We start from the raw sequence: 17,379 nt of genomic DNA on the forward strand, positions 1-17,379 counted from the left end.
ATCTACTGCTACTGCTTGCCGCCCGAAGCTTGACGCTTCGAACTGCAATTAAAAGTTGCCTTGAACCCACTTCTTCAATCGATCGAGCAACGGTGCCTGTGGCTCCTCGCTGCTGTAGCTGTCGCGGCTGCCGATGCCGGAGAACGAAACCCCGTCGGACTGTTTTTGCAGGCCGTACATCAACAAGCCAACGCCAGTGGAATAAATCGGGTTACGCACCACGTCATCCAGGCCTTTGACACCATGCGGCACGCCCAGACGGACCGGCATGTGGAAGATTTCTTCGGCCAGTTCGGTGGCGCCTTCCATCTTCGAAGTACCGCCGGTCAGCACGATGCCGGCCGGGATCAGGTCTTCGTAGCCGCTGCGACGCAGTTCGGCCTGGATCAGGGTGAACAGTTCGTCGTAACGCGGCTCGACCACTTCGGCCAGGGCCTGACGCGACAGTTCGCGCGGTGGACGGTCGCCGACGCTCGGCACTTTGATGGTTTCGCCAGCGCCGGCCAGTTTGGCCAGGGCGCAGGCGTAACGGATCTTGATCTCTTCGGCGTACTGAGTCGGGGTGCGCAACGCCATGGCGATGTCGTTGGTCACCTGATCACCGGCAATCGGGATCACCGCGGTATGGCGAATCGCACCTTCGGTGAAAATCGCGATGTCGGTGGTGCCGCCGCCGATGTCGACCAGGCACACGCCCAGTTCTTTTTCGTCGTCGGTCAGGACCGAGTAGGCCGAAGCCAGTTGTTCGAGAATGATGTCGTCGATTTCCAGGCCACAACGGCGCACGCATTTTTCAATGTTCTGTGCGGCGTTGACGGCGCAGGTGACGACGTGAACCTTGGCTTCCAGGCGCACGCCGGACATGCCCAAAGGTTCGCGGACGCCTTCCTGGTTATCGATCACGTAATCCTGCGGCAGGGTGTGCAGCACGCGCTGGTCAGCCGGGATCGCCACGGCCTGCGCAGCATCCAGGACACGCTCAAGGTCAGCGGAGCTCACTTCACGGTCACGAATCGCGACGATGCCATGGGAGTTCAGGCTGCGGATGTGATTGCCGGCCACGCCTACGAACGCCGAGTGAATGCGGCAGCCCGCCATGAGTTGGGCTTCTTCGATCGCACGCTGGATCGATTGCACGGTGGACTCGATATTCACCACCACGCCTTTTTTCAGGCCGCGGGACGGATGTGTGCCGATACCGACGATTTCCAGCGTGCCGTCGTCCGAGACCTCGCCTACCAGCGCCACCACCTTGGAGGTGCCGATATCCAGACCGACGATCATTTTGCCGCTTTGCACGTTTGCCATGGGTCCTGCCTCTTCTTAATTCTTCGCGACAGCGGGTTGGGCTGTCGTCGGCGCTACGGGTTCCCGCCAGCCAACAGCAAGGCCGTTGGCGTAGCGCAGATCGATGCGCGCAATGTTCGTAATCTGGTCTTTAAGCGTCTTGTCATAGATGGCAATGAAACGGCGCATCTTTTCCACCAGGTTGCCGCGTCCCAGCAGCAACTCGATGCCGGGGCCGGAACTGCCGGCGCCGGTGGTCAGGAACCAGCTACCGCGCTCACGCAGTTCCAGGCGGGCAATCGAGAAGCCCATCGGTCGCAGCATCTGGCTCAGCACCTGGTATTGCTGCATCACTTGCTGTTGAGCCCGTTGAGGACCGAACAACTGTGGCAAGTGTTCGTAGTTCGCCAGTTCCCTGGGCGTAAACGCCTGGCCCTGGTTGTTCAGCAACGACTCGTCGCCCCAGCGGGCCACCGGCAGTTGTTCTTCGAGGCGGATCACCACTTGATCCGGCCACACACGGCGCACTTCGGCGTGGGCGATCCAGGGCATTTGCTCCAGTTCTTTGCGCATGCCCTCCAGGTCGATGGTGAAGAAGCTTGCCGCCACATAAGGAGCGATTCGCTGCTGCACCGCCTGCTGACTGATGTAACTCAGGTCGCCCTGGACTGCGATCTTGCTGATTGGCCGATCGGCGTACGGCAGCAGACGCTGTGCACCTTCGTAAGTACCGAAACCGAGCACGACCAACAGCACCGGCCAGAACAGGCTTTTCAAAAAGCCGAAATTGGCTTTCGGCAGGCGCGCGGACATCGGCTCTTTGGCCACCATTCGGCTGGCACCCCGAGGCACCGGCTTGCGGCCGGGTGCGGGGGGCTGATGTCTGAGCTGAGCGCCTTGCATCGTCTTAACCTCGAGCGTCTTCAACACTGGCGGCCAGAATGGCCAGAACCAGTTGCTGGAAATCCAGACCGGCAGCACGGGCTGCCATCGGCACCAGACTGTGATCGGTCATGCCCGGTGCAGTGTTCACTTCCAGAAACCAGAATTGCCCGTCGGCGTCCTGCATCACGTCCGCCCTGCCCCAACCGGCAATACCCAATGCCTCACTGGCCTTGGCCGTGAGTTCCATGAGTTCCTGTTCCTTGGCGGCATCCAGCCCGCACGGAATGCGGTACTGGGTATCGTTGGCGATGTACTTGGCGTCGTAGTCGTAGAACGTGTGCGGTGTACCCAGGGCGATAGGAGGCAACACCTGGTCACGCAGGGTGGCGATGGTGAACTCCGGACCTTGAATCCATTGCTCAACCAACACTTGCGAATCGTAGGTACTGGCCGCTTTCCATGCGTCGATCAACTCGGACGCAGAACTCACTTTGGCCATCCCGATACTTGAACCTTCATGGGCCGGTTTGACGATCAAAGGGAAGCCCAGTTCCGTCGCTGCAGAAATACAATCGGCTTCGCTGCACAGTACAGCGTGACGCGGCGTCGGAATCCCGAGGCTGTGCCAGACCTGCTTGGTGCGCAGTTTGTCCATCGCCAGTGCCGAGGCCAGAATGCCGCTGCCGGTGTACGGAATGCCGGCGCATTCGAGCAGGCCCTGCATGGAGCCGTCTTCGCCGCCACGGCCGTGAAGAATGATGAAGGCACGGTCGATTTTTTCGCTGAGCAGACGCTGCAGAAAGTCTTCGCCGACGTCGATCCCGAACGCGTCCACACCCGCGCTTTGCAGCGCCTCGAGCACGGCATTACCGGATTTCAACGACACCTCACGCTCGGCACTCAAGCCACCGAAGAGCACGGCGACGCGGCCGAAGTCTTTCGGCGCAATAGTAGAGAACAGCTTGGCGTAGGCAGCAGTCATTTCAACTTCCCCTCGACCGACGCCGCCACGGCGCCAGCGAACAACTCACTTTTCAACAGTTTGGGTGCAAGACCGCCGATATCACCGGCGCCCTGGCACAGCAGAATGTCGCCGGCACGCAGCAGCGGCTTGACCAGCGGCGCCAGGTCGACGCCACGCTCGATGTAGATCGGGTCGAGCTGACCACGCTGGCGAATGCTGTTGCACAGCTTGCGGCTGTCGGCGCCCGGGATCGGCTCTTCACCGGCCGGATAGACTTCCATCAGCAGCAGCACGTTGGCGTCGGCCAGTACATTGACGAAATCGTCGTACAGGTCACGGGTGCGGCTGTAACGGTGGGGTTGGTAGACCATCACCAGACGGCGCTCCGGCCAGCCACCACGCACGGCTTTAATGACAGCGGCGACTTCGGTCGGGTGGTGACCGTAGTCGTCGACCAGCATCACGTGGCCGCCGTCCACCGGCAGTTCGCCGTAGACCTGGAAGCGTCGACCGACACCCTGGAAGCCCGACAGGCCCTGGACGATGGCTTCATCGCTGACGCCTTCGTCGGTGGCGATGCAGATGGTCGCCAGGGAGTTCAGCACGTTGTGATTGCCCGGCATGTTGACCGACACTTCCAGCGGCTCACGGTCTGGGCGCAGCACAGTGAAGAAGGTTTGCATGCCTTGCTGGCGCACATTGATCGCGCGCACGTCGGCGTCTTCGCTGAAGCCATAGGTCACGGTCGGCCGTTTGACCTGCGGCAGGATTTCACGCACCACCGGATCGTCCAGGCACATCACCGCCAAACCGTAGAACGGCAGGTTGTGCAGGAACTCGACGAAGGTCTTCTTCAGTTTGTTGAAGTCACCGTCGTAGGTCGCCATGTGATCGGCGTCGATGTTGGTGACCACAGCCACCAGCGGTTGCAGGTGCAGGAAGCTCGCATCGCTCTCGTCGGCTTCGGCGATCAGGTAACGGCTGGTGCCGAGCTGGGCATTGGTGCCCGCGGCATTCAGACGGCCACCGATGACGAAAGTCGGGTCCAGGCCACCGGCCGCGAACACGGAGGCAATCAGGCTGGTGGTGGTGGTTTTGCCGTGCGTACCAGCGACGGCAATGCCGTGGCGATAGCGCATCAGCTCAGCGAGCATTTCGGCACGCGGCACCACCGGGATGCGGCGTTCCAGGGCCGTCGCCACTTCCGGGTTGGAGGTGTTGACGGCACTCGACACCACCAGCACGTCGGCGGCAGCGGCATTCTCGGCACGGTGGCCGATAAAAATGTGGGCGCCGAACGATTCCAGACGCTCGGTGACCGGCGAAGCTTTCAGGTCGGAACCGGACACTTCATAGCCCAGGTTCAACAACACTTCGGCAATGCCACACATGCCCACGCCGCCGATACCGACGAAGTGGATGCGACGGATGCGGCGCATTTCCGGTTGTGGCATGGCTTTCTGATTCTCAACCATGGGACACCTCCAGACAGGAATCGACCACACTACGGGTGGCATCGGGTTTCGCCAGACGGCGGGCCGCTTGGGCCATTTCTTCAAGTCGTTGCGGTTGCATCAAGACCTCTGTCAGGCGCGCGGCAAGGTCCGCGGCACCAGTCGTTCTTTGCGGCATCAGGAAGGCTGCGCCTTCACGGGCCAAATATTCGGCGTTGCGGGTCTGGTGATCGTCGATCGCGTGGGGCAAAGGCACCAGCATCGAGGGCAGACCGGCGGCAGCCAGCTCACTGATGGTCAACGCACCTGCGCGGCACACCACCAGGTCGGCCCAGCCATAGGCTTGGGCCATGTCTTTGATGAACGGCTGCACCTGCGCATCCACGCCGGCAGCGCGGTAGCGCTCTGCAGTCACTTCATCGTGGTTTTTGCCGGCCTGATGGAACACTTCCGGACGCAAATCGGCAGCGACTTGCGCCAGCGCTTCAGGCAGCAATTTATTCAACGGCTCTGCGCCAAGGCTTCCGCCCAGGATCAGCAAACGCGCTTTGCGACCGGCCAGAGCAGGTCGCGGTGTTTCGAGGAACAGCTCGCTGCGCACCGGGTTTCCGGTGGTACGGCGGGTGTCCGACAGAGTAAAGGTGTCGGGGAAGGCTTCACACACCCGGGCGGCGAACGGCACCAGCAACCGATTGGCGGTGCCGGCCACGGCGTTTTGTTCGTGAACGATCACCGGCACGCCGGCCAGCTTCGCGGCAAGACCACCGGGGCCAGTCACATAACCACCGAAGCCGACCACGCACACCGGACGCAGCTTGCGAATGATTGCCCGCGCCTGCCAAACCGACTTGAGCAGCATGAACGGCGCCTTGAGCAGCGACAGCTTGCCCTTGCCGCGCAGGCCATTGGCGTTGATCCGATGCAGTTCCAGTCCGGCCGCCGGGACCAGTTCGTTCTCGATCCCGCGTGGCGTGCCGAGCCAGTGCACGGTGTAGCCGCGCGCCTGAAACTCGCGGGCACAGGCCAGCGCCGGGAACACGTGGCCGCCGGTTCCGCCGGCCATGATCAATACGTTAGCGCCCATGATTCGGCTCCTCGGCGAAGTCGCTCTCATGGAACTCCATCTCTTCACTGCCCAGGTGGGTTCGACTCTCCCACTCGATCCTCAACAACAAACCCAGGCAGGCACAGCAGATCACCAACGAACTGCCGCCATAACTGAGGAACGGCAAGGTCAGGCCCTTGGTTGGCAGCAGGCCGACGTTCACACCGATGTTGATCAGGAACTGACCAATCCACAGGAACGACAGACCGTAAGCAACGTAAGCGGCAAAGTACTGTTTGGCCTTCTCGGCCCACAGACCGATGTACATGCCACGGATACAGACGAATACGAACAGCGCCACGGTGCACAGCGAACCCACCGCGCCCAACTCCTCAGCCAGTACGGAGAACACGAAGTCGGTGTGCGCTTCCGGCAGGTAGAACTGCTTCTGCACGCTGTTGCCCAGGCCAACGCCCAGCCATTCGCCACGACCGAACGCGATCAAGGCTTGCGACAATTGATAACCGGCACCGAACTGGTCGGCCCACGGGTCGGCGAAGTTGGTCAGACGTGCCATCCGGTACGGCTGCATCTGAATCAGCAAAACCACGGCCCCAACCGCCAGCACCACCATCAGCGAGAAGCGGAACAAACCAACCCCGCCGAGGAATAGCATGGCCGCCGCCGCGCCCATCATGACCACGGTGGCCCCGAAGTCCGGTTCCATCAGCAACAGGCCGGCCATCGGCAACAGGACGATGAACGGCTTGAAAAAGCCCATCCAGCTTTCGCGCACTTCTTTCTGGCGCCGCACCAGGTAACCGGCGAGGTAGATCACCACGAACACTTTGGCGATCTCGGACGGCTGGACGTTGAAGAAGCTGAAACCGATCCAGCGCATCGAACCGTTCACTTCTCGGCCGATGCCCGGAATGATTACCATCACCAGCAGACCAAACGCACCGAGCAGCATCAGCCAGCCCAAGCGTTGCCAGGTGGCGATTGGAATCATCATGGTGATGATGCAGGCGCCAAGGCCCAGCGCCACATAGATCAGGTGGCGAATCATGTAGTACAGCGCACTGCCCGACTGCGCGGCGGCCACTTCGGTGGACGCCGACGCGATCATGACCAGGCCGAGACCGAGCAGCGCCAGGCACCCGGCGAGCATCGGGAAGTCGAGGTCGATTCCGCGCCCGGTGATGATCGGCGATGGATACGGTTTGATGATGTTGAGCAGGCTCATGCCAGTTCCTCCACGGCGCGGACGAACTGGTGACCACGGTCTTCGTAATGCTTGAACATGTCGAAACTGGCGCAGGCTGGCGACAGCAGCACCACATCGCCCGGTTGGGCAGCGGCGCGGCATTGCTCGACGGCCTCAACCAAGGAAGTAACGCGGATCAGTGGAACGGCGTCGCCGAGGGCGGCGCCGATCTTGTCGCTGTCGCGGCCCATCAGAATCACGGCACGGCAGTGGGCGGCGACCGGATCACGCAGATCGTTGAATTCGGCCCCCTTGCCATCGCCACCGGCGATCAGCACGATCTTGCCGTCGATGTCCGCACCCAAGCCTTCAATGGCAGCCAGCGCGGCGCCAACGTTGGTGGCTTTGGAGTCGTTGTAATAAGCAACGCCGTCCAGATCGCGCACCCACTGGCAGCGGTGTTCGAGACCGGCGAAATTACGCAGCGCCGCGAGCATGGCCTCGAACGGCAGACCGACCGCATGACCGAGCGCCAAGGCCGCGAGGGCGTTGGACTGGTTGTGTGCGCCGCGAACTTTCAGCTCGCGCACCGGCATCAGGTTCTGGAATTCAAAGGCCAGGTATTTCTCGCCGTCTTCTTCCCGGATACCGAACGCCTTGAAATCCGGTTTGCTCAGACCGAAGGTCCAGCACGGCTGGCCCTCGCCGATCAATGGCCGCGTCAGTGCATCCTGACGGTTGACCACAAACTGCCTGGCACCACGGAAGATCCGGTGCTTGGCCAGGTGATAGGCCGGCAGACCGCTGTAGCGGTCCATGTGGTCTTCACTGATGTTGAGTACGGTCGCCACTTCGGCGTTGAGCTGGTCGGTGGTTTCCAGTTGGAAACTCGACAGTTCCATCACGTACAGCTCGACGTCGTCACTGAGCAGGTCCAGCGCGGGGGTGCCGAGGTTGCCGCCTACTGCGACACGTTTGCCGGCCGCCATCGCCATCTCGCCAACCAGGGTGGTGACGGTGCTTTTCGCGTTGGAACCGCTGATGGCCACGATTGGCGCCTGCGCGTTACGCGCGAACAACTCGATGTCGCCGGACAGTTTCACGCCACGGGCGGCGGCGGCTTGCAGGGCCGGGGTCGCCAGCGCCAGGCCGGGGCTCACGTAGAGCTCGTCGGCACGGCACAGGAATTCGACGTCCAGCTCGCCACAACGCACTTCCACCTGCGGATAGTCACGCTTGAGCGTGGCCAGTTCCGGTGGATTTTCCCGCGTGTCAGCCACGGCAAACGACGTGCCCCGGCTCGCCAGGAAGCGAACCAGGGACATGCCGCTCTTGCCGAGGCCGACAACGATGCGGAAGTGGTCAGAAGCGATCAGAGACACTCGTTCTACCTCAGCTTCAGGGTGGCAAGGCCGATCAGCACGAGAATCACGGTGATGATCCAGAAACGGACGATCACGCGCGGCTCGGGCCAGCCCTTGAGTTCAAAGTGGTGGTGTATCGGTGCCATGCGGAACACACGGCGACCGGTCAGCTTGAAGGAAGCAACTTGAATGACGACTGACAGGGTTTCCATCACGAACACGCCGCCCATGATGAACAGGACGATTTCCTGACGGACGATCACCGCGATGGTGCCCAGGGCTGCACCCAGCGCCAGTGCGCCGACGTCACCCATGAACACTTGCGCCGGATAGGTGTTGAACCAGAGGAAGCCCAGACCGGCACCGATCAGCGCACCGCAGAACACGATCAGCTCGCCCGCGCCCGGCACGTAGGGGATCAGCAGGTATTCAGCGAATTTCACGTTACCCGATAGGTAGCAGAAAATGCCCAGGCCACCGCCGACCATCACGGTTGGCATGATCGCCAGACCGTCGAGGCCGTCAGTCAGGTTGACCGCGTTGCTCGAACCGACGATCACAAAGTAGGTCAGCACGATGAACCCGGCCCCCAGCGGAATGCTGTAGTCCTTGAGCATCGGCAGGATCAGTGTGGTTTCCACCGGGGTGGAAGCGGTCATATAAAGGAAGATCGCCGCGCCGAGGCCGAACACCGATTGCCAGAAATACTTCCAGCGGCTCGGCAGGCCACGCGAGTTCTTCTCGATGACTTTGCGGTAATCGTCGACCCAGCCGATGGCACCGAACAGCAAGGTCACCAGCAAAACAGTCCAGACGTAACGGTTGCTCAGGTCAGCCCAGAGCAGTGTGCTGACGCCGATCGAAGACAGAATCAGCGCGCCACCCATGGTCGGCGTACCGGATTTCGACAAGTGCGATTGCGGACCATCGTTACGAACGGATTGACCGATCTGACGGTTCTGCAGGGTGCGGATCATCCACGGGCCATAGCACAGCGACAAAACCAGCGCGGTCAGCACACCGAGAATCCCGCGCAGGGTCAGGTACTGGAAGACCGCGAAGCCTTTGTAGAACTGTTGCAGATACTCCGCTAGCAGCAGCAGCATTAATGTTTCTCCAGACTGGACCCGCACAGAGCCGCAACGATGTTTTCCATCGCTGCACTGCGCGAACCCTTGATCAAAATGGTGGTGTTTGTGTCCTGCTCGGCGTCGAGGGCCTGGATCAGTTCGGCTTGCGTGCCGAAGTGATACGCCTGTTCACCGAAAGCGTTTACGGCGTGGACCATGTTCGGCCCAACGGCATAAAGCGCGCAAACCTTGCCCCGGGCGTACTCGCCCACGTCGCGGTGCCCCTGCTCCGCCCAATCGCCCAACTCGCCGATGTCTCCGAGCACCAGGACGGTGCGGCCGGAAAAGCCGGCGAGTATATCAACGGCCGCGCACATTGAGGTGGGGTTTGCGTTGTAAGTGTCATCGATCACGCGCATGCCGTTCTTCGCCAGTTGCGCGACGGTGCGCCCCTTGACCGGTTGCACCGCGCCAAGCCCGGTGGCGATGCCGAACAGCGACACCCCCAACGCGTGTGCGGCGGCGGCGGCGGCCATGGCATTGGCGACGTTATGCGTGCCGAGCAGGTTCAGTTGAACGTACTCGACACCTTCAGGCGTGTGCAGATTGAAGGCCGGGCAGCCACGAGCATCGGTGCTCAAGTTGCTGGCGTAGAAGTCAGCCTGCGAATTGCTGAGGGCGAAGGTCAGCACTTTGCGCCCGGCAGCGCGGGTCTTCCAGATACCGAAGGCCTTGTCATCGAGGTTCAGCACGGCGATACCATCCGCCGCCAGCCCTTCGATGATTTCGCCTTTGGCCTCGACGATTTTTTCCGGGCCGCCGAACTCACCGACGTGAGCGGTGCCGGCATTGTTCAAGATCGCCACATGTGGCTTGGTCAGCCCAACGGTATAAGCAATTTCACCCAGACGCGAAGCGCCCAGTTCGATCACGGCCGCCGTATGCTCCGGCGCCAGTTCGAGCAAGGTCAGTGGTGCGCCGAGGTCGTTGTTCAGGTTGCCACGGGTGGCCAGCACCGGACCGCGCGTGCGCAGAATGCTCGCGAGCATTTCCTTGACGGTGGTCTTGCCGCTGGAGCCGGTTATAGCTGCGACTGGCTGATTGAAGGCAGCACGGTTCAAGGCACCCAACTGGCCCAACGCTTGGCGGGTGTCTTTGACCAGCAGTTGCGGCAGCGTGCTGCCGGCGACTTCACGCTCGACCAGCGCTGCAACAGCGCCTTTGGCCGCTACGTCGTTCAAATAGTCATGACCATCGAAACGCGGGCCGGTCAGGGCAATAAACAGTTGGCCGGGCTGGATCGCGCGGCTGTCGATGCTGACGCCGTCGAAGCTGGCATCGGCGCTGATCAGGCGTGCGTCGAGCGCGTTGGTCAATTCGCTGAGTTTGAGGGCCTTAAGCATGGGCCACCTCCCACGCGGTCAGGGCGTGATCGGCCTCGACCAGATCAGAGAAGGCATGGCGCTCGCCATTGATTTCCTGATAGTCCTCGTGACCTTTACCGGCCAGCACGATCACGTCATCCGCCGAAGCACCGGCGATCAGTTGAGCAATTGCCTGACCACGGCCGGCAACGAACGTGACTTTATCCACAGCGGTGAAACCGGCGCGGATGTCATCGAAAATCACTGCCGGGTCTTCCGTGCGAGGGTTGTCGTCAGTGACCAGCACTTGATCGGCCAGACGCTCGACCACTTCAGCCATCAGCGGACGCTTGCCGCGATCGCGATCACCGCCGCAGCCGAACAGGCACAGCAACCGACCTTTGACGTGGGGGCGCAATGCCGTCAGCACTTTTTCCAGGGCATCCGGGGTATGGGCATAATCGACCACGACCAACGGTTGCGTGCCACCGCCAAGACGCTGCATGCGACCGACCGGACCTTCGAGTTTTGGCAGTACTTTAAGAATTTCGTCCAGTGCGTAATCCAGCCCCAGCAAGGCACCGACTGCAGCCAATATATTGCTCAGGTTGAAACGACCCAACAACGTGCTGCGCAAATGATGTTCGCCTTGCGGCGTCACCAGGGTGGCGAGCACGCCGTGGTCATCGAACTGGGCTTCGCGGCAATACAGATAGGCACTGCTGTCGAGCAGGCTGTAAGTAATCAGCCGCGAATCGCGTTTTTCGGCAGCCAGTTGCCGGCCAAAATCGTCGTCGAGGTTGACCACACGGCACTTCAGGTCATTCCAGGCGAACAGCTTGGCCTTGGTCTCGGCGTAAGCCTCCATGGTCCCGTGGTAATCCAGATGATCACGGGACAGGTTGGTCATCACTGCCACGTCAAACGACAACGCGCTCACGCGCCCCTGATCCAGACCGTGGGACGAGACTTCCATGGCCACGGCTTTGGCGCCGGCCTTTTTCAGGTCGCCCAAAGTCGCTTGCACGGCAATTGGATTGGGCGTGGTGTGCAGGCCGCTTTCCAGTGCGCCATAGAAGCCGGAACCCAGCGTGCCGACGATGCCGCAATGCTGGCCGAGCAGATCCAGCGCTTGCGCCACCAATTGGGTCACGCTGGTTTTACCGTTGGTGCCGGTCACGCCGATCAGCTTCAGATGGTGGCTTGGCTCACCGTAAAAACGCCCGGCGATGTCCGACAACTGTGCGGCCAGACCCTTGACCGGAATCAGCGGCACATCGGTGATCGGCAGTACCGTGGCGCCTTCCACCTCATAAGCCACCGCTGCTGCGCCGCGTGCGAGCGCATCGGCAATGTGCGCGCGGCCATCGAACTTGCCGCCGGGCACAGCGAGGAACAGATCACCCGCGCGCACGTTTCGGCTATCCAGTGCCAGTTCTCGGATCAACAGATCGTGGCCGGCGTGAGGGAATATTTTGTTCAGACTAAGAGACATCAGCCGCGCCCTCCATTGGCTTTCAGCGGAATAACCGGGGTGGCGTTGGCCTGTTGTGTCGTCGGCAGGTTGTCCGGGGTTACGTTCATCAGACGCAGGGTGCCGGACATCACACGGCTGAACACCGGCGCCGATACCAGACCACCGAAGTAACCGGCCTTGGACGGCTCATCAATCACCACAACGATTGCGTAACGCGGGTCGCTCATCGGGCCGAAACCGGCGAACAGCGAGCGGTAGGAATTTTCGGCGTAGCCCTTGGTGCCCGTCGATGTCTTGCGCGCCGTACCCGACTTGCCAGCCACGTGATACGCCGGCACCTTCGCACGGAACACGCCACGAGGCGCCTCGATCACTTGCTGCAGCATGCCTTGCATGGTTTTCGCGACGGCTTCAGGCAGCACTTGCGTGGTTTGCGGCGGCTTGTCGGTTTTGATCAGCGTCAGCGGTGCGAGACGACCGTTGTTGGCCAGCGCCGAAAAGGCGTGGACCAATTGGATCGCGGTCACGGAAATACCGTAGCCGTAGGACAGTGTCGCGGTTTCTGCCTTGCGCCATTCGCGGTAGTTCGGCAAGTTGCCCACGCGCTCCCCCGGGAAGCCGAGGCCCGTGTCCTGGCCCAGGCCGACTTTCTGCGCGAGACGGTAGATGGTTTCGCCACCAATATCGAAGGCGACCTTACTCATGCCGACGTTACTGGAATTGATCAGAATGCCGGCCATGTCCAGCACCGGGCCTTCGCTTCGGGATACGTCCTTGATGGTGTATTTACCAATCTGCAAAGTCCCCGGATACACCTCGACGGTGTCGGTCGGTTTCCAACGGCCGGACTCGATCGCAGCGCTCATCGAGATCGCTTTCATGGTCGAGCCCGGCTCGAACACGTCGATCATCGCGCGGTTACGCATCATCGCCGGCTGCAGATTGCGGCGGTTGTTCGGGTTGTAGGTCGGCTGATTGACCATGGCAAGAATCTCGCCGGTCTTTACGTCCATGATCACCAGGCTGCCGGCCTTGGCGCCGTTCTCGATGATCGCGTTACGCAGTTCGCGGTTGGCCAGATATTGCAGACGCAGGTCAATGGACAACGCCAAGGGCTTACCGGCCTTGGCGTTTTTGGTGACCTGGACATCCTTGATCAGCCGTCCGCGCCGATCCTTGATGACCTGTCGTTTGCCCGGCACCCCGGCCAGCCATTCGTCATAAGCCAGTTCGACACCCTCACGACCGTGGTCATCGATGTCGGTGAATCCGACCATGTGCGCCGTCACTTCACCGGCCGGATAGAAACGCCGGAATTCTTCGATGCCATAGACGCCCGGCACTTTGAGGTCGAGCACAGCCTGGCCTTGCTCGGGAGTCAGCCCCCGCACCAGATAAATGAATTCTTTGTTGGCTTGGGCTTCGAGACGCTCAGTCAGTGCTTTCGGATCCTGCCCCAGCGCTGTCGCCAATGCAGGCCACTTCTCTTTGGCCGATTGCATTTCCTTGGGGTTGGCCCACAGGGTCGTCACCGGGGTGCTGACCGCCAAAGGTTCGCCGTTGCGGTCAGTGATCAGACCTCGGTGCGCCGGGATAGGAATGTGACGAAGACTGCGGGCATCGCCCTGACCTTTGAGGAAGTCACGGTCAACCACTTGCAGGTCGATAATTCGCCAGCAGATCGCTGCGACCATCACGCCGAGGAGCGCCAGCATCAGGCGGAAGCGCCACGGAAAGAGTGCGCCTTCAAGCTTCATCATGGCGCCACCATCTGCACGTCAGCCGCGCCCGGGATGTGCATTTTCAGTTGCTCAGTGGCCAGTACTTCGATCCGGCTGTGTGCGGTCCAGGTGCTTTGCTCAAGAATCAGACGACCCCATTCGGCTTGCGCCTTGTCGCGCACGCTCAGCTCGTTATAAAGGTTGTTGAGCAACTGACGGTTCCAGTGCGCGCTGTAAGACACGCCGATGGCCGACACGAGCACGCCGACAAACAGCAGCAGCATGAAAAAGCTGCCGCCAGGCAGTGGCTTGGCGAAAAGCTTGCTCACCGCAACTTCTCCGCGACGCGCATGACGGCGCTACGGGAACGTGGGTTGGCTTTGAGTTCGGCGTCGGAGGCCGTCTGCGCTTTGCCATGGACTTTGATTTTCGGTTCGAACGCAACGTGGCGAACCGGCAGGTTGCGCGGCAGGTTGTCGGCTTCGCCTTTCACCAGTTTGCGCATGAACAGCTTGACGATACGGTCTTCGAGCGAATGAAAACTGATTACAACCAGACGGCCGCCCACTTCCAGGGCTTCCAGTGCCGCTTCGAGGCCAGCTTCCAGGTCACCCAATTCGTTGTTGACGTGAATGCGCAAACCCTGGAATGCACGGGTAGCCGGGTTCTTGCCCTTCTCCCATGCCGGGTTGGCGACTTTCAACACTTCGGCCAGATCGGCTGTGCGCTCGAAAGGTTTGATATCGCGACGTTCGGCGACGGCACGGGCCATGCGCCCGGAGAAACGCTCTTCGCCGTATTCCTTGAACACCCGGGCGATTTCTTCAACCGGTGCGGTATTGACGAACTCGGCGGCGCTGATGCCTCGGGACGGGTCCATACGCATATCCAGCGGGCCGTCATTGAGAAAACTGAAGCCGCGCTCTGCGTCATCGAGCTGCGGCGAAGACACGCCCAGATCGAGCAGAATCCCGCTGACCTTGCCGTCCAGCCCCCGTTCGGCGACGACCGAGCCGAGCTCGGCAAAGCTGCGCTGCACAACGACAAAGCGGCCGTCTTCGGCCGCTAGCGCTTGCCCGGTGGCAATCGCTTGGGGATCCTTGTCGAACCCGATGAGCCGACCGGCCGGCCCGAGCTGGCTGAGAATCAACCGACTGTGCCCGCCGCGACCGAACGTGCCGTCCAGATAGCAGCCATCAGGACGTACGGCGAGAGCCTCGACGGCTTCGTCAAGCAGTACGGTGATGTGGTTAAAGCCGCTATCAATAGTCACAGGATCAAATCACGCAGTTCATCAGGCATCGCGCCCGGTTGTTGAATGGCAGCAAGGTCAGCGGCAGATACCGCGTTCCATGCATCCTCGTCCCACAATTGGAACTTGTTCAGTTGGCCTACCAACATTGCGCGCTTATCCAATTTGGCGTACTCGCGCAGACGTGGCGGAACCAGAAAACGACCACTGCCATCGAGCTCGAGGTCGACGGCATTACCAATCAATAAACGTTGCAGGCGACGGTTCTCTTCGCGAAGCGAAGGGAGCGCGCGCAACTTGGTTTCAATGATTTCCCACTCATCGAGCGGGTAAACACACAGGCATGGATCAACGGCATCGATCGTGACAATCAACTGGCCGGAACTCCGCGATTCGAGCTCGTCACGGTACCGGCTCGGCATAGCGAGACGGCCCTTTGCGTCGAGACTTATAGCGTTAGCTCCGCGAAACACGTCTGCGTTTCTCCAATTTTTATCGTTTTGAGCTCAAAAAACCCACTTCATGCCACTTTCCGCCACTTGCGCACACTATAGGAATGCGCCCACCACACCGTCAAGGCGCGGATTAAAGGAAAACCCTTACAGAACGGAGATTTAGGAGCATAAAAGGAGGTGCAACGAGAATCTGGCGGCTACTTTTGACCCATAACTTGATGCAGCACCGAAAGCTGCGATCGAAAGTTAAAGTAATTTGTTAAGAGTAAGATTTTTTCGGTATTACAAATGCGCTTCTGCTGTTGATTGAAGCAAGGTGGGAAATGGCTATTACTGCATTTGCCGCTGCCGAACTTTCAGCCAGGGCCTGCTGATAATACACAGCCCTGATGCCATTGATTCAAGCAGGGAAAGAAAAAGGTGGAGAGTCGATCTGTAAGCCGGGTTCTGTCTTGAACAGTCATTCGTCTACGATGGCCATCACTGGACATCTTTAGCAACCTACCCGGTCCCAGCGCGGGCCACGCCTTGGGACCCTATTTGGTCTTGCTCCAAGTGGGGTTTACCTAGCCACGAACTGTTGCCAGACGCGCGGTGCGCTCTTACCGCACCTTTTCACCCTTACCGGTGCCGAAGCACTTAGGCGGTTATTTTCTGTGGCACTTTCCGTAGGCTCACGCCTCCCAGGCATTACCTGGCACTTCGCCCTATGGAGCCCGGACTTTCCTCCCCCCCCTAATTTTCATAGAGGGCAGCGACTGTCCGATCGACTCTCCGCCGCGAAGGTTAACGGCAGAGCGACCGAAGAACAAGCCTTAATAGCCGCAAACCCGCTTCGCGCGATGGGTTACTCACCCTTCTGTTTATCCAGCGCGACTTGATACAACACGTTTTTACGCTCACCGGTGATTTGCGCTGCAAGCGCCGCAGCACGCTTGAGCGGCATCTCTTCGAGCAACAAATCAAGAATGCGCATCGCCTCGCTGCTGACAGCGTCTTCGGACTCCGGCGCGGTCCAGCCTGCCACCAACACCACACACTCGCCGCGCTGCTGATTGCTGTCGGACTCCACAAATGCGCGCAGCTCAGCCAACGGCAAACCTTTAAGCGTTTCGAACGTCTTGGTTATTTCACGGGCCAGCAACGCCTGACGCTCGCCACCGAAAACCGCCTCCATGTCCTGCAAACATTCAAGGATACGGTGCGGCGCCTCATAGAAAATCAACGTGCGCGGCTCTTCCTTAACGGCTTCGAGTCGCGCCTTGCGCCCGACTGACTTGGCCGGCAGAAAACCTTCGAAGATGAACCGGTCAGACGGCAGCCCCGCCGCCGACAGCGCAGCAATGAGCGCACAGGCGCCTGGCACTGGCACCACGCTGATCCCCGCGGCCCGCGCCTGACGCACCAAGTGATACCCCGGATCGGAAATCAGCGGCGTTCCTGCATCAGAGATCAACGCCACGTTGTCACCCGCCAGCAAACGGGTAATAAAGCGGCGACCTTCATCCCGTTCGTTATGTTCGTGACAGGCGGCCAGCGGTGTGGAAATACCAAAGTGCTGCATCAATCGTTGCGAGTGACGCGTGTCTTCCGCCGCGATCAGTGCCACTTCACGGAGAATTTTCAGTGCCCGGGCGCTGATGTCGTCCAGGTTGCCGATGGGCGTCGCCACCACATAAAGCGAGCCAGCAGCGGAATTCAAAGGACCTGGAGCAGTCAAAGCGCACACCTCATGATCGGTAAAAGCCGGCATTGTAACGCGTCACGAGGCTCGCGATGCGTTCAGGCCTCCTTGGGTTTTGTGCGTAACTGTGCGCCGCTGCAACATTTCCTT

Annotated in this window: 15 protein-coding genes and 1 other RNA gene; all 16 read right to left on the reverse strand. The window is 60.6% G+C overall.

All coding sequences use genetic code 11. From position 1 onward, the window contains the following. Positions 1-48: 48 nt before the first annotated feature. On the reverse strand, positions 49-1,308 hold the full coding sequence (gene ftsA / locus K5E40_RS15185) for a cell division protein FtsA (RefSeq protein WP_047303071.1): 1,260 nt from the start codon (positions 1,306-1,308) through the stop codon (positions 49-51). Positions 1,309-1,323: 15 nt separating this feature from the next. Then, positions 1,324-2,190 carry a cell division protein FtsQ/DivIB gene (locus tag K5E40_RS15190; RefSeq protein ID WP_221731504.1) on the reverse strand — a complete coding sequence of 289 codons (867 nt, stop codon included), beginning with the start codon at positions 2,188-2,190 and terminating at the stop codon, positions 1,324-1,326. Positions 2,191-2,194: 4 nt separating this feature from the next. Continuing rightward, complete coding sequence (locus K5E40_RS15195; RefSeq protein ID WP_221731505.1) at positions 2,195-3,154, reverse strand: D-alanine--D-alanine ligase; 960 nt, start codon at positions 3,152-3,154, stop codon at positions 2,195-2,197. Further along, positions 3,151-4,611 (reverse strand): UDP-N-acetylmuramate--L-alanine ligase, encoded by a 1,461-nt coding sequence (gene murC / locus K5E40_RS15200; RefSeq protein WP_221731506.1) that lies wholly within the window; start codon positions 4,609-4,611, stop codon positions 3,151-3,153. Before murC ends, K5E40_RS15195 begins: the two co-directional genes overlap by 4 nt. Continuing rightward, complete coding sequence (gene murG / locus K5E40_RS15205; protein ID WP_221731507.1) at positions 4,604-5,674, reverse strand: undecaprenyldiphospho-muramoylpentapeptide beta-N-acetylglucosaminyltransferase; 1,071 nt, start codon at positions 5,672-5,674, stop codon at positions 4,604-4,606. The genes murC and murG overlap by 8 nt, the downstream gene beginning before the upstream one ends. After that, positions 5,664-6,881 carry a putative lipid II flippase FtsW gene (gene ftsW, locus K5E40_RS15210; RefSeq protein WP_401139127.1) on the reverse strand — a complete coding sequence of 406 codons (1,218 nt, stop codon included), beginning with the start codon at positions 6,879-6,881 and terminating at the stop codon, positions 5,664-5,666. Before ftsW ends, murG begins: the two co-directional genes overlap by 11 nt. Beyond that, complete coding sequence (gene murD / locus K5E40_RS15215; RefSeq protein ID WP_221731508.1) at positions 6,878-8,224, reverse strand: UDP-N-acetylmuramoyl-L-alanine--D-glutamate ligase; 1,347 nt, start codon at positions 8,222-8,224, stop codon at positions 6,878-6,880. The genes ftsW and murD overlap by 4 nt, the downstream gene beginning before the upstream one ends. Positions 8,225-8,229: 5 nt before the next feature. Further along, a complete protein-coding gene (gene mraY, locus K5E40_RS15220; RefSeq protein ID WP_103306215.1) occupies positions 8,230-9,312 on the reverse strand; it encodes a phospho-N-acetylmuramoyl-pentapeptide-transferase in 1,083 nt (360 codons plus the stop codon). Beyond that, entirely contained in the window at positions 9,312-10,679 is a 1,368-nt protein-coding gene (gene murF / locus K5E40_RS15225) for a UDP-N-acetylmuramoyl-tripeptide--D-alanyl-D-alanine ligase (RefSeq protein ID WP_221731509.1), read from the reverse strand. Before murF ends, mraY begins: the two co-directional genes overlap by 1 nt. Further along, on the reverse strand, positions 10,672-12,135 hold the full coding sequence (locus tag K5E40_RS15230; RefSeq protein ID WP_221731510.1) for a UDP-N-acetylmuramoyl-L-alanyl-D-glutamate--2,6-diaminopimelate ligase: 1,464 nt from the start codon (positions 12,133-12,135) through the stop codon (positions 10,672-10,674). Before K5E40_RS15230 ends, murF begins: the two co-directional genes overlap by 8 nt. After that, positions 12,135-13,874, reverse strand: coding sequence for a penicillin-binding protein 2 (locus K5E40_RS15235; protein WP_221731598.1), 1,740 nt, complete (start codon positions 13,872-13,874; stop codon positions 12,135-12,137). Before K5E40_RS15235 ends, K5E40_RS15230 begins: the two co-directional genes overlap by 1 nt. Then, positions 13,874-14,167, reverse strand: a complete 294-nt coding sequence (gene ftsL / locus K5E40_RS15240) for a cell division protein FtsL (protein WP_221731511.1) — start codon at positions 14,165-14,167, stop codon at positions 13,874-13,876. The genes K5E40_RS15235 and ftsL overlap by 1 nt, the downstream gene beginning before the upstream one ends. After that, on the reverse strand, positions 14,164-15,111 hold the full coding sequence (gene rsmH / locus K5E40_RS15245) for a 16S rRNA (cytosine(1402)-N(4))-methyltransferase RsmH (protein ID WP_409339138.1): 948 nt from the start codon (positions 15,109-15,111) through the stop codon (positions 14,164-14,166). Before rsmH ends, ftsL begins: the two co-directional genes overlap by 4 nt. After that, a complete protein-coding gene (mraZ, locus tag K5E40_RS15250; RefSeq protein WP_221731512.1) occupies positions 15,108-15,563 on the reverse strand; it encodes a division/cell wall cluster transcriptional repressor MraZ in 456 nt (151 codons plus the stop codon). Before mraZ ends, rsmH begins: the two co-directional genes overlap by 4 nt. Positions 15,564-15,965: 402 nt before the next feature. Beyond that, positions 15,966-16,319: RNase P RNA component class A (gene rnpB / locus K5E40_RS15255), an RNA gene on the reverse strand. Between the two features lie 73 nt (positions 16,320-16,392). Continuing rightward, positions 16,393-17,298, reverse strand: a complete 906-nt coding sequence (rsmI, locus tag K5E40_RS15260; RefSeq protein WP_221731513.1) for a 16S rRNA (cytidine(1402)-2'-O)-methyltransferase — start codon at positions 17,296-17,298, stop codon at positions 16,393-16,395. Positions 17,299-17,379: the final 81 nt, after the last annotated feature.

The sequence above is a fragment of the Pseudomonas baetica genome (assembly GCF_019733355.1).
Lineage (GTDB): Bacteria > Pseudomonadota > Gammaproteobacteria > Pseudomonadales > Pseudomonadaceae > Aquipseudomonas > Aquipseudomonas baetica_A.

Excerpts from the sequence above, each read along its gene's own strand:
- ftsA (WP_047303071.1), bottom strand. The coding sequence starts at position 1,308 with ATGGCAAACGTGCAAAGCGGCAAAATGATCGTCGGTCTGGATATCGGC.
- K5E40_RS15190 (WP_221731504.1), bottom strand. The coding sequence starts at position 2,190 with ATGCAAGGCGCTCAGCTCAGACATCAGCCCCCCGCACCCGGCCGCAAG.
- K5E40_RS15195 (WP_221731505.1), bottom strand. The coding sequence starts at position 3,154 with ATGACTGCTGCCTACGCCAAGCTGTTCTCTACTATTGCGCCGAAAGAC.
- murC (WP_221731506.1), bottom strand. The coding sequence starts at position 4,611 with ATGGTTGAGAATCAGAAAGCCATGCCACAACCGGAAATGCGCCGCATC.
- murG (WP_221731507.1), bottom strand. The coding sequence starts at position 5,674 with ATGGGCGCTAACGTATTGATCATGGCCGGCGGAACCGGCGGCCACGTG.
- ftsW (WP_401139127.1), bottom strand. The coding sequence starts at position 6,881 with ATGAGCCTGCTCAACATCATCAAACCGTATCCATCGCCGATCATCACC.
- mraY (WP_103306215.1), bottom strand. The coding sequence starts at position 9,312 with ATGCTGCTGCTGCTAGCGGAGTATCTGCAACAGTTCTACAAAGGCTTC.
- murF (WP_221731509.1), bottom strand. The coding sequence starts at position 10,679 with ATGCTTAAGGCCCTCAAACTCAGCGAATTGACCAACGCGCTCGACGCA.
- K5E40_RS15230 (WP_221731510.1), bottom strand. The coding sequence starts at position 12,135 with ATGTCTCTTAGTCTGAACAAAATATTCCCTCACGCCGGCCACGATCTG.
- K5E40_RS15235 (WP_221731598.1), bottom strand. The coding sequence starts at position 13,874 with ATGAAGCTTGAAGGCGCACTCTTTCCGTGGCGCTTCCGCCTGATGCTG.
- rsmI (WP_221731513.1), bottom strand. The coding sequence starts at position 17,298 with ATGCCGGCTTTTACCGATCATGAGGTGTGCGCTTTGACTGCTCCAGGT.